General features: G+C 65.2%; 12 protein-coding genes. 11 read left to right on the top strand and 1 reads right to left on the bottom strand.

What is annotated here, in order from left to right; genetic code table 11:
- From ftsZ to nrdR, 11 genes are all read left to right on the top strand, one after another.
- On the top strand, positions 1-1,018 hold a 1,018-nt coding region (ftsZ, locus tag Q0A15_RS05035), incomplete at its 5' end, for a cell division protein FtsZ (protein ID WP_291278438.1).
- 43 nt (positions 1,019-1,061) lie between these two features.
- Entirely contained in the window at positions 1,062-1,769 is a 708-nt protein-coding gene (locus Q0A15_RS05030) for a polyphenol oxidase family protein (RefSeq protein ID WP_291278437.1), read from the top strand.
- Between the two features lie 12 nt (positions 1,770-1,781).
- Positions 1,782-2,537: a YggS family pyridoxal phosphate-dependent enzyme gene (locus Q0A15_RS05025; protein ID WP_291278436.1), complete on the top strand. Its 756-nt coding sequence runs from the start codon at positions 1,782-1,784 to the stop codon at positions 2,535-2,537.
- A 65-nt stretch (positions 2,538-2,602) separates the two neighbouring features.
- Positions 2,603-3,151, top strand: a complete 549-nt coding sequence (locus Q0A15_RS05020) for a cell division protein SepF (RefSeq protein ID WP_291278435.1) — start codon at positions 2,603-2,605, stop codon at positions 3,149-3,151.
- A 24-nt stretch (positions 3,152-3,175) separates the two neighbouring features.
- The gene (locus Q0A15_RS05015) at positions 3,176-3,472 is read left to right on the top strand and encodes a YggT family protein (protein WP_291278434.1); all 297 of its coding nucleotides are present in this window, start codon (positions 3,176-3,178) and stop codon (positions 3,470-3,472) included.
- A 161-nt stretch (positions 3,473-3,633) separates the two neighbouring features.
- Positions 3,634-4,377 carry a DivIVA domain-containing protein gene (locus tag Q0A15_RS05010; RefSeq protein WP_291278433.1) on the top strand — a complete coding sequence of 248 codons (744 nt, stop codon included), beginning with the start codon at positions 3,634-3,636 and terminating at the stop codon, positions 4,375-4,377.
- A gap of 129 nt (positions 4,378-4,506) precedes the next feature.
- Entirely contained in the window at positions 4,507-5,094 is a 588-nt protein-coding gene (lspA, locus tag Q0A15_RS05005) for a signal peptidase II (protein ID WP_291278432.1), read from the top strand.
- Complete coding sequence (locus Q0A15_RS05000; RefSeq protein WP_291278431.1) at positions 5,091-6,038, top strand: RluA family pseudouridine synthase; 948 nt, start codon at positions 5,091-5,093, stop codon at positions 6,036-6,038. Before lspA ends, Q0A15_RS05000 begins: the two co-directional genes overlap by 4 nt.
- Before the next feature lie 60 nt (positions 6,039-6,098).
- Positions 6,099-9,665, top strand: a complete 3,567-nt coding sequence (gene dnaE, locus Q0A15_RS04995) for a DNA polymerase III subunit alpha (RefSeq protein WP_291278430.1) — start codon at positions 6,099-6,101, stop codon at positions 9,663-9,665.
- A 91-nt stretch (positions 9,666-9,756) separates the two neighbouring features.
- The gene (gene hisD / locus Q0A15_RS04990; protein ID WP_291278429.1) at positions 9,757-11,130 is read left to right on the top strand and encodes a histidinol dehydrogenase; all 1,374 of its coding nucleotides are present in this window, start codon (positions 9,757-9,759) and stop codon (positions 11,128-11,130) included.
- 4 nt (positions 11,131-11,134) lie between these two features.
- Positions 11,135-11,623 carry a transcriptional regulator NrdR gene (gene nrdR, locus Q0A15_RS04985; RefSeq protein ID WP_291278428.1) on the top strand — a complete coding sequence of 163 codons (489 nt, stop codon included), beginning with the start codon at positions 11,135-11,137 and terminating at the stop codon, positions 11,621-11,623.
- Positions 11,624-11,804: 181 nt separating this feature from the next.
- On the opposite strand, the gene ppgK is transcribed toward nrdR, so the two are convergent.
- Positions 11,805-12,490 (bottom strand): polyphosphate--glucose phosphotransferase (ppgK, locus tag Q0A15_RS04980; RefSeq protein WP_291278427.1); only part of this gene is annotated, 686 nt, incomplete at its 5' end.

The following is a 12,490-nucleotide window of genomic DNA, read 5'->3' as shown; positions in this document are numbered from 1 at the left end:
GGGCCGTGAACTCACTCGCGGGCTGGGCGCAGGCGCCAACCCCGATGTGGGACGTCAGGCGGCGGAGGACCACGAGGCGGAGATCGAGGAGGTGCTGCAGGGAGCCGACATGGTCTTCGTGACCGCAGGCGAGGGTGGCGGCACCGGTACCGGTGGTGCACCTGTCGTGGCGCGCATCGCTCGTTCCCTCGGCGCACTCACCATCGGAGTGGTGACCCGTCCCTTCACTTTCGAGGGCCGCCGTCGCGCCAACTCGGCCGAGTCCGGCATCGACGCCCTGCGCGACGAGGTCGACACGCTCATCGTGATCCCGAACGACCGCCTGCTCTCCATCTCGGACCGCGCGGTGTCGATGATGGACGCCTTCCGTTCCGCCGACCAGGTGCTGCTCTCCGGTGTGCAGGGCATCACCGATCTGATCACCACCCCGGGCCTCATCAACCTCGACTTCGCCGACGTGAAGTCCGTGATGCAGGGTGCCGGTTCCGCGCTGATGGGCATCGGCTCCGCGCGCGGCGAGGATCGCGCAGTGCAGGCCGCGGAGCTGGCCATCGCCTCGCCGCTGTTGGAGGCCTCCATCGACGGCGCCCACGGCGTCCTGCTCTCCATCCAGGGCGGCTCGGATCTCGGCCTGTTCGAGATCAACGAGGCCGCGCGTCTGGTGCAGGAGGTGGCGCATCCGGAAGCCAACATCATCTTCGGTACCGTGATCGACGACGCCCTGGGCGACGAGGTCCGTGTGACCGTGATTGCCGCCGGTTTCGACCAGGTGGACATGACCTCCGCCCCCGCTACCCCGCGACCTTCCGCAGCCTCAGCGCCTGTGGCCTCGGCGCAGTCGGCGCCGGAAGCACCCGCTGCGCCCACCGGCTTGCCGCTCGGCACCGTTCCCCTCGCCGCGAATGTGGCGCCTGTTCCGGCCAGCCTGGACGACGAGGACGATGAGAACCCGGACATCTCCGAGCCGGAACTCCGCCGCGGAAGCGACGATCTCGATGTCCCGGACTTCTTGAAGTAACGGTGGCTCGACGTGCCAGCTGGTCGAGGCCGGTGGTGCAGCGATGAAGCTGAAACGCTTCGAGCTGCACCCCGGCCTCGCGGCCGTCTTCACCGGGGTGGAGGACGGGGATCTGACCATGTCGGGCTGCCGGGAGGATGCTCGAGCAGTGGTGATGGGGGTGGCGAGCAGGGCAGGTTTCGCCCCCACGGACCTCCGCCGGATGTCACAGGTGCATTCGGCTGACGTCGCGATCGTGGCGGCCGAGTCAGGCCACGTCCCCGAAGTGGACGCCCTGGTTGACCCGCGGGCCACGGCGGTTCCGCTGGTGCTCACCGCCGACTGCGTGCCGGTGGTGTTCGCGGCTTCGGACGCTGCGGGCGGTGGCCAGATGTCCGCCGTTGCCCATGCGGGGCGCAAGGGACTGTTGGCCGGCATCCTCACCAATACGGTTCACTGGCTGCTCGAGTTGGGCGCGCAGGACATCGAGGCCTGGATCGGACCAAGCATCTGCGGCGACTGTTACGAGGTGCCCCCGGACATGGCCGCCGAGGCGGAACGGCAGCGTCCTGGCATCACGGCGCAGACCTCGTGGGGCACGTCATCGCTGGATCTTCCCGGAGCCGCGCAACACGAACTCCGGGACTTGGGCGTGCTGACCCGCACCGAAGGCAGCTGCACGCTGAGCGATGAGTCCTACTTCTCATATCGAGGGGGAGACCTGACCCGACGCAACGGCTCGCTCGCAGTGCCGCTGATGAATCCTGCTTGAGGAGAACCGAACATGAACCAGCCCGGAACAACCCAGCGTGCGGAGCAACTGCGCACCAATCTGGCCAAGGTCAGAGCGCGCATCGACGCTGCCACGGTCGCCGCGGGACGCAGCGAGTCTCCTCGCCTGATCGTGGTCACGAAGTTCCATCCTGCTGCAGACGTGCTGACACTGGCCGAACTGGGGATCACCGACGTCGGTGAGAACCGCGAGCAGGAGGCGGGTCCCAAGGCCGCGGAGGTCGCCGCCGCCGGACACCGGCTCACCTGGCATTTCATCGGCCAACTGCAGAGCAAGAAGGCGGCCAAGGTACTGCGTTTCTCACGCGAGATCCATTCTGTGGATCGTCCCTCGCTGGTGTCGGCCCTGGACGGCGCGGCCACCAGGCTGGAACAGGCCACTCAGGCCCCGGTCAGGGTCGGCAGCTATCTTCAGGTCGATTTGCGGACCGAGGTCGCCAGGACCACGGATTCCACCGCGGCCCGCGGGGGAGTGGCGCCTGCCGATCTGCTGACGTTGGCTGAGTCCGTGGCCAGAACCGAGCACCTGGACCTTCGCGGCGTCATGGCCGTGGCCCCCTTGGGAGAGGACCCGCGAGCTCCCTTCGAGCGGCTTGCGGAGCTCTCAGCCTCCCTCGTGAGGGAGCATCCGGGGGCCACCGAAATCTCTGCCGGGATGAGTCATGACCTCGAGGAAGCGATTGCGATCGGCGCGACACGCCTACGGATCGGGACAGAAGTCCTGGGGCCCCGCCCCTCAGTGCTGTAGTTTCGAAGGGCGCGGTGACGTATCGAGCGTTCCGCGCATCCGTTGGAATCGAACAGGAGACCGCTATGCCAGGAGCACTCCGCAAGACCATGATCTACTTGGGTCTCGCCGAAGGCGAAGAGGCCCAGGACGCTGTTGCGCCTGAACCGGCGCCACGTGCTCGCACTCAGGTCGTGGTCGAGCCCCAGACCGCAGAGCCCGAGGTGTCCCATGCACCCCGCGCCGTAGAGAAAGCCGACGAGGCGTCCGAGCCCGCGCCGGAGCAGGCCACCGAGTTCCGTGCGCCTGTGACTCCCATCAAGCGAGCCGTGGCCGCGTCGGAAGAGGACACACAGTTGCGCCAGATCACCACCGTTCATCCACGTTCTTACTCAGATGCCAAGATCATCGGTGAGAGCTTCAGGGACGGCATCCCCGTCATCATGAATGTCACCGACATGGGAGAAGCCGAGGCCAAGCGTCTCGTGGACTTCTCTGCCGGCCTGATCTTTGCCCTGCGTGGGAACATCGAGCGTGTGACCAACAAGGTCTTCTTGCTCTCCCCCGCCGGTGTCGAGGTTCTCGGTGAGGACCTGGCCGGTCACGAGGACGACGCCCTGTTCAACCAGAGCTGACGCGGGCCGAGCACTGTGGGGGACATGATCTTCGGGACCATCTACATACTTCTGAGCGTCCTGATCCTGGTCTTGATGGCCAGAATCGTGCTGGATTTCATCCAGATGTTTGCACGTCGGTGGCGCCCGCGTGGGGCGGCGCTCGTGTTGGCCTCGGTGGTCTACGGCACCACCGACAAGCCGCTCGGATGGGTCAGGAAGATCATTCCGCCGCTGAATCTTGGCGGTCTTCGCCTGGATCTTTCCTTCATCGTGGTGTTCTTCGTGGTGACGATCCTTCAGCGGATCGTCTGGCGCTTGGGCACCACCATCCCAGTTTGATTAAATATGACCATTGTCTCCTCCTTCGCGGCAAGGAGACGGAATCGTTATACAGTGGTTGAGACGGACCGGCACAGCGGTGATGGTTCGTATCCACACCGAACAGTTAGCATGTCGGTGAACCAGACATCGCTGCACGTACCAATTATCGAGGTGACCCGATGGCACTGACGCCAGATGACGTAGTCAACAAGCGTTTCCAGCCGACCAAGTTCCGTGAGGGATACGACCAGGACGAGGTCGACGACTTCCTGGACGAGGTCGTCGAGGAACTGCGCCGACTCAACAAGGAGAACGACGAGCTGCGGGCGCAGCTGTCTCAGGGTGGAGCTCCCGCTCCGGTCGCTGCAGAGGCTCCTGAGCCAGAGGCAGAGGTGCCGGCACCAGTGGCCGTGGCCGAGCCGGCCGTCGAGCAGCCTGCCGAGCCGGAACCGGCGCCCGAGGCGCCCGCCCCGGAACCCGAGGTCGTGGAAGCACCCATCGCGGCACCCGCCCCGGCAGCAGTGGCCGGCGGCGACGCCACCAGCGCCAACGGACTGCTTGCCATGGCGCAGAAGGTGCACGACGACTACGTGGCCCAGGGTGCCACCGAGCGCGATCGCCTGGTCCCCGAGGCCCAGAGCAAGTCCCAGATCCTGGTGGCCGAGGCCGAGACCAAGGCCAAGAACCTGGTGGCATCGGCAGAAGCCGACGCCGAGAAGACCACCAAGCAGGCAGAGGAGACCCGTCAGAAGACGCTGGCCGACCTCGAGGGCAAGAAGTCCACGCTCGAGACGCAGATCGACAAGCTGCGCGGCTTCGAGCGCGACTACCGCTCTCGCCTGACCAGCTACATCCAGGGGCAGCTGAAGGACCTCGACTCCTCGCCCGTGATCGCAGACGAGCCCGGCCCGTTGGACAACTGATCCGGACCTGAGCTCGTTCACGAGCCTCGAACGACGGCGGCACCACAGAAACTGAGGTGCCGCCGTCGTGGTCTGTCCAGAACATACTCACTTCTTCACCCCGCAACATCGAAGGACGGTCGGTAACGCATGAACCAGCAGCGAACCAGTAGGGGAGCAGCTCTGGGGCTGGCCGGTCTCGTGCTGGTGGTGGGGTACGGACTCGACCAGTTCACCAAGCACCTCGTGGTGACCAAGATGGATCTCTACGAGAGCATCGATGTGATCCCAGGGCTGGCTCGCTGGTACTCCATCCGCAACTCAGGTGCCGCTTTCTCTCTCGGAGAGGGCTACACGTGGATCTTCACGATCTTCATGTCTGTGGTTGCCGTGGCCGTCGCGGCATTCCTGCTCCCCAGGGTCCGTACGCGGACCTGGGGGTTGGCCCTGGGCGGGCTGCTGGCCGGCACGTTGGGCAACCTGACCGATCGGCTCTTCCGCGAGCCGTCCTTCGGCCAGGGCCACGTGGTGGACTTCATCTCCGTCGGCAATTTCGCGATCTTCAACGTCGCCGATTCCTTCATCGTGCTGTCCATGATCGCCGTCGTGTTGTTGCTGTGGTTCGGCGTCCCCCTGGACGGGAAACGCTCGCGGAAGGCTGATCCGGACACCATGGACGACGACGCGGCGGTGGGGTCCGCGGACGGCGCCTCCACGCCGTCGGGCACTGACGCATGAACGCCGCCGGAGGCGGCGAGAACAGCCACGCGCCGACGCTGTCCGTCCGAGTGGGCACCGATGTCGAGGCGGACAGGCTGGACCTGATCGTCGCGGAACTCGCTGGAATCTCCCGGACGCTGGCCGGAACCTGGATCAAGGACGCGCGCGTAGCGCTGGATCCGACCCAGAAGGCCGGCAAGTCCAGGATCCCGGCCGACGGCACGCTGGTGACCGTCACGCCGCCAGAGGACAAAGGATGGGAGGAAGAGCACGTGATCGACCTGCCAGTGCTCTATGAGGACGACGATCTGATCGTCATCGACAAACCGGTGGGCGTGGCCGCGCATCCATCCAACGGCTGGGCGGGCCCCACCGTCTCCGGGCAGTTGGTGGCCCAGGGGATCTCGATCGCGACCTCGGGGGCACAGGAACGCCAGGGGATCGTGCACCGCCTCGACGTCGGCACCAGCGGCTGCATGGTGGTCGCCAAATCCGAACGCGCCTATTCCGGCCTCAAACGAGCCTTCCACGACAGGACGCCGACCAAGGTCTATCACGCGGTGGTCCAAGGCCTGCCGGAACCGCTCAAGGGCACCATCGACGCACCCATCGGTCGGCATCCGGGAGCCTCTTGGAGGTTCGCGGTGGTGGAGGACGGACGCCACGCCGTGACTCATTACGAGCTGCTGGAGGCCTACGGGCGCGCCAGCCTCGTGGAAGTCCATCTGGAGACCGGGCGGACCCATCAGATCCGTGTGCATTTCTCGGCGCTGAACCATCCGTTGGTCGGCGACCAGCAGTACGGTGCCGATCCCTCCCTGGCGGCAGACCTGGGGCTGACCCGGCAATGGCTGCATGCCGTACGGCTCGGATTCGAGCATCCGGTCACGGGCGAGCGGGTCGAGGTCGAGGCCCCCTACCCGGAGGATCTGCGTAGCTCGTTGCGCCTGCTCGAGGCCTGAGCGTTTTCTCACCGTTGAGCGGCACACAAACCGTCGGTCACGGATCGTAGGATGGTGGGTATGCCTGGCTCTCTCGACGACGGTTTCGTCCACCTCCACACGCACACCGAGTACTCGATGCTGGACGGGGCCGCACGCGTCTCCGACCTGTTCGAGGAAGCGGACAGGCTCGGCATGAAGTCCATGGCCATCACGGACCACGGATACCTTTTCGGAGCGTTCGACTTCTGGAAAAAGGCCAATGCGGCAGGGATCAACCCGATCCTCGGTATCGAGGCCTATGTGACTCCCGGGACGGCACGCGGGGACAAGACCCGTGTGCGTTGGGGTGAGGAGCACCAGCGCTCCGACGATGTCTCCGGTGGCGGCGCCATCACCCACATGACCATGCTGGCTCAGAACAACGAGGGCTGGCAGAACCTCACCAGAGCGGCATCGATCGCATCGCTGGACTCCGTGTTCGGTAAATGGCCACGTTTCGACCGCGAGCTGATCTCGGCCAACTCCAAGGGCATCATCGCGACCACGGGGTGCCCCTCCGGTGAGGTGCAGACCAGGCTGCGGCTGGGGCAGTACCAGGAGGCAAAGCGTGCGGCGTCCGAGTACCAGGACATCTTCGGTGCGGAGAACTACTTCTGTGAACTCATGGACCACGGGCTCTCCATCGAGACCCGCGTGCGTGGCGATCTGCTGAAGTTGGCCAAGGAACTGAACATCCCTCTGGTGGCCACCAACGATCTGCACTACACCCACAGGGAGGATGCCAAGGCCCACGAGGCCCTGCTCGCCATCCAGTCCGGATCCACGTTGCTCGAACCCTCGTACGACCAGGGCGGCTCCCGCTTCGCGTTCAACGGTGACGGCTACTACCTGAAGTCACCGCGGGAGATGCGCGAACTCTTCCGAGACTTCCCCGAGGCCTGTGACAACACGCTGGCCATCGCAGAGCGTTGCCACGTGGACTTCGACATGGCCATCGGAAAGTACATGCCCAAGTTCCCTTGTCCCCCCGGTGAGGACGAGACCTCGTGGCTGTACAAGGAGGTCGACAAGGGGCTCCACTACCGCTACCCGGACGGGGTCCCCGAGGCCTCCCGCAAGCAGGCCGACTACGAACTCGACGTCATCACCAAGATGGGCTTCCCCGGGTACTTCCTGGTCGTGGCGGACTTCATCAACTGGTCCAAGGACAACGGCGTGCGGGTGGGGCCGGGCCGTGGCTCCGGTGCGGGATCCATGGTGGCCTACGCCATGCGTATCACCGACCTCGACCCGCTGCAGCACGGACTGTTCTTCGCGCGCTTCCTCAACCCGGAACGCGTCTCCATGCCTGACTTCGATGTGGACTTCGATGATCGCAGGCGTGCCGAGACCATCCACTACGTCACCGAGAAGTACGGGGCCGACAAGGTCTCCATGATCGTGACCTACGGGTCCATCAAGACCAAGCAGGCGCTGAAGGACTCCTCGCGTGTGCTCGGCTTCCCGTTCTCCATGGGGGAGACGCTGACCAAGACCCTGCCGGAGCCCGTCATGGCCAAGGACATCGCCTTGGCAGACATCGAGAACCCGGACGCGAAGCGTTACTCCGAGGCCGGCGACTTCCGCGAACTGCTCGGCACCGACCCGGACGCGCGCAAGGTCTTCGACACCGCGATCGGGCTCGAGGGCCTGAAACGTCAGTGGGGTGTCCACGCAGCCGGCGTGATCATGTCCTCCGACCCGGTGATCGACGTGGTCCCCATCATGCGCAGACTGCAGGACGGGCAGGTCATCACGCAGTGGGACTACCCCATCTGTGAGTCGCTCGGCCTGATCAAGATGGACTTCCTCGGCCTGCGAAATCTGACGATCATCTCCGACGCACTGGAGAACATCAAGCTCAACACCGGGGACGAACTGGACCTGGAACGCTTGGGCGTCGATGACAAGGCGTCCTATGAACTGCTGGCCCGGGGTGACACCCTGGGCGTGTTCCAGCTCGATGGCGGCCCCATGCGCTCACTGCTGCGGCTCATGAAGCCTGACAACTTCGAGGACATCTCCGCTACCATCGCGCTCTACCGGCCGGGTCCCATGGGCGCCGACTCGCACACCAATTACGCGTTGCGTAAGAACGGTCTGCAGGAGATCACCCCGATCCACCCGGAACTCGAGGAACCGCTCAAGGACATCCTCAGCACCAGCTACGGCCTGATCATCTATCAGGAGCAGGTGATGCAGATCGCCCAGCGCGTCGCGGGCTATTCGCTGGGCCAGGCCGACCTGCTGCGTCGCGCCATGGGCAAGAAGAAGAAGGCGGAGCTGGACAAGCAGTACGTCGGCTTCCACGCCGGCATGGTGGAGCGTGGCTACTCCGAAGCCGCCGTCAAGGCGCTGTGGGACATCCTGCTGCCCTTCTCCGACTACGCGTTCAACAAGGCCCACTCTGCCGCCTACGGCCTGGTCTCCTACTGGACGGCCTACTTCAAGGCGCACTACCCGGCGGAGTACATGGCGGCCCTGCTGACCTCGGTGGGTGACGACAAGGACAAGTCAGCGCTGTACCTCAACGAGTGCCGTCACATGGGCATCGAGGTCCTGCCCCCGGACGTCAACGAGTCGCAGTTGACCTTCACCCCTGTGGGCAAGGACATTCGCTTCGGTATGGGTGCCGTGCGCAACGTGGGCACCAACGTCGTTGACGCCATGGTGGCCGCACGTGAGGAGAAGGGCCGTTTCGAATCCTTCTCCGATTTCCTCTCCAAGGTTCCGGTGGTGGTCTGCAACAAGCGCACCATCGAATCCCTCATCAAGGCGGGTGCCTTCGATTCCTTGGGTCACACCCGCAGATCCCTGTTGCGCATCCACGAGGATTCCGTGGAACAGGCCGTGTCGTTGAAGCGCAACGAGGCGGTGAACCAGTTCGATCTCTTCTCCGCTTTGGGGGACGAGTCCCTCAACGAATCCATTCGGATCGACGTCCCGGAACTCCCGGAGTGGGACAAGAAGGACAAGCTGGGCTTCGAACGCGAGATGCTCGGCCTCTACGTCTCGGATCACCCTCTCAGGGGCTTGGACGAGATGTTGGCCGCCCAGGCGGACATGCCGGTCAACAAGGTCGTCTCCGATGACGGTCCGGCCGACGGCCACTCCGTGAGTATCGCCGGGATGATCTCCGGACTGCAGCGTCGCGTGGCGAAGTCCTCCGGTAACCCGTACGCCCGCTGCGAGATCGAAGACCTCTCGGGTTCCATGGAGGTCATGTTCTTCGGTCAGGTGTATCAGCCCATCGCCACACTGCTGGCGGAGGATCTGATCGTGGTGGTCAAGGGACGCGTCCAGCGACGCGACGACGGCTCCATCACACTCTCCGCCCAGGAGCTGCGCATCCCGGACATCGTGGAGGGCGGCGGAACCGGCCCCGTGGTGCTGTCGCTGCCCACGCACAAGGCCACGGAACCCGTGGTGAAGCAATTGGGTGAGGTCCTGCGTAACCATCCGGGTCAATCGGAGGTCAGGGTGAAATTGCAGGGTACCCATTCCATGGAGATCATGCGTTTGGGATCCCAGTACAGGGTCCAGCCCAACCCGTCGCTGTACGGGGACCTCAAGGTCTTGTTGGGTCCCACCTGCTTGGACTCCTGAAGCCCGGCCGGACATCTGGAACGCGAAGACGCGGAGTGCGGCGTCGACTCGCTTTATCATTGCGCCACCTCGCTGTTCTACCCTTGGATACGTGAGCACACTGAGTTCCGACACCCTCCTGACCGTGACCGACTTGCGCGGTAGCGCCCCCAGCGATTCCACGCTGCGGGAATCCCTTCCGCGTCTGGACCATGCGGACAGCGCCGGACCGGAACAGGCCGTGGCGGGGATCATCTCCGACGTCGCGGAACGTGGTGCTGCAGCCGTTCAGGACCTCACGGAACGCTTCGATGGCGTGCGCCCCGAGCACCTGCGTGTGCCTGCCTCCGCGCTGGCCTCGGCCTTGGAAGGGTTGGCCCCCGAGATCCGGACCGCACTGGAGGCCTCCATCGAGCGAGCCAGGGCCTTCGCTGCCGATCAGCGACCCCAGGACACCACCACCCGTTACGATGCGGATGCCTCGGTGACCCTGCGGTGGGTTCCGGTGAACAGGGTGGGTCTCTACGTTCCGGGCGGTCTGGCCGTCTACCCCTCCAGCGTGGTCATGAACGTGGTGCCTGCCCAGGCTGCCGGCGTTGCCTCGATCGCGCTGGCCTCACCGCCGGCCAAGGACGGTTCGGGACTCCCACACCCCACCATCCTGGCGGCGGCCCAACTCCTGGGAGTGAGTGAGGTCTATGCCATGGGAGGGGCCCAGGCCATCGCAGCCTTCGCTCACGGTCTGCCCGCTGACTCTGCCGAGGGCCTGGAACCCGGCTTGGACCCGGTCTCGCTCGTGACCGGTCCCGGAAACGTCTTCGTGGCCACGGCCAAGGGCCAACTCAAGGGAGTGGTCGGCATCGACGCTGAGGCCGGACCCACAGAGATCGCCATCCTTGCCGATGGGACGGCGAACCCTGACTACGTTGCGGCCGACCTCATCTCGCAGGCGGAACACGATCCCAACGCCTCCAGCGTCCTCATCACGGATTCGGTCGACCTCGCGGAGGCGGTCAAGCAGCCTCTGGCCGAGCAGGTTGCCGGTACCAAGCATCGGGAACGGGTGGTGACCGCGCTCAGCGGGGCACAGTCCGGCGTGGTCCTCGTGGATGATCTGGATACCGCCGTCCGCGCCGCCAACCTGTACGCCGCTGAGCACCTGGAGATCCACACGGAGAATGCCGAAGCGGTGGCCCAACGCATCACCGACGCCGGCGCGGTCTTCATCGGTTCCTATTCGCCCGTGAGCCTCGGCGACTACAGCGCGGGTTCCAACCACGTGCTTCCCACCATGGGAACCGCCACGCACGCCTCGGGGCTGCACACCGCGACCTTCCTGCGCGCTCAGCAGCAGATCCGCTACGGTTACGAGGGTTTGAGCCGCGTCGGCGCCCACGTTCGGGTGCTCTCCGACGCGGAGGACCTGCCCGCCCACGGTGACGCTGTGGACGCGCGACTGTACCCTGACACGGAGAATCGAGGCTGACCCCATGTTCTGCCCGTATTGCCGGAATCCCGATTCCAAGGTCGTGGACTCGCGAGTGCTGGACGACGGCAGCGCCATCCGCCGCCGGCGGCAGTGCGCTTCCTGCGGCCGCCGCTTCACCACCATGGAGACGGCAAGCCTGTCCGTGATCAAGCGCTCGGGGGTCGCGGAGCCGTTCAGCCGAGCCAAGGTGGTCTCCGGTGTGCGCAAGGCCTGCCAGGGGCGCCCGGTCTCCGATGACGACCTGGCCATGCTGGCGCAGGAGGTCGAGGAGACCATTCGGGCGGACGGTGCCGCAGAGGTGGACGCGCATCGGGTGGGCCTGGCGATCCTTGCACCCTTGCGCAGACTGGACCAAGTGGCCTATCTTCGTTTTGCGAGCGTGTACCAAGACTTCGAGACCCTCGAGGACTTCGAACAGGCCATCGCAACGCTGCGTGAGGATCGGGACCCCGCTCCCGAGAGCAAGCAGCGGCCGCTCACCTACAAGTGAGTCGGCAGGGGAGGCGTTGTTCCCCTGCAGATATGAGACCCCGGCGGTGGTCCAGGAGGGGAAGCCTGGACCGCCGCCGGTTCATGTCTACATCCGGAACTCTCAACAACGGCGGCGAACCGTAACTACGGTGCCTAGTGACCACTGGGCACCGTTACTGCGGTTTTCTGCCGTGGTCATGTCACTTCTTGGCGGAGCGCCGACGTTTCTCCACGCGGTGGGCCTGGTACGCGGCGCCCACGATGCCCGCGTTGTTCTTGAGCTTGGCCGGCCTGATGGGGGTCCTCAACTTCAACAGTGGCAGGTAGTCCTCGCTGCGCTTGGAGATCCCGCCTCCCACGATGAACAGGGTAGGGGAGAAGATGAACTCCACATGGGAGAAGTAGCGCTGTAGTCGGGCAGCGTAGTCCTCCCAGCTCAGCTGCTCGCGTTCGCGGGCGGCCGCCGATGCGCGGGTCTCGGCGTCGTACCCGTCCAATTCCAGGTGACCCAGCTCGGCGTTGGGCACCAATTTGCCGTCCATCACCATGGCCCCACCGATTCCGGTGCCAAGGGTGATGGTCATGACGAGTCCTCCCACGTGTTTGCCCGCACCGTATTTGGCCTCGGCCAATCCGGCGGCGTCCGCATCGTTGACCAGGTGCACAGGGCGGGCCAGGACCTCCGAGAACAGCGAGTCCGCGTCGGTGCCGATCCACGAGGGGTCCACATTCGCCGCGGAGAGCGTGACACCGTCCTTGACGATGGCAGGGAAATCCACGCCGATGGGGGAGTTCGGGGCCGGGGCGTCATCGCGACCCTGGAGCTCTTCCACGACTTGAGCCACGACCTGGGCCACCGCCTCAGGGGTGGCCCAGGTCGTGGCTC

Source organism: Galactobacter sp. (assembly GCF_022712295.1).
Lineage (GTDB): Bacteria > Actinomycetota > Actinomycetes > Actinomycetales > Micrococcaceae > Galactobacter.
This window is presented reverse-complemented; position numbering and strand designations above follow the sequence as displayed.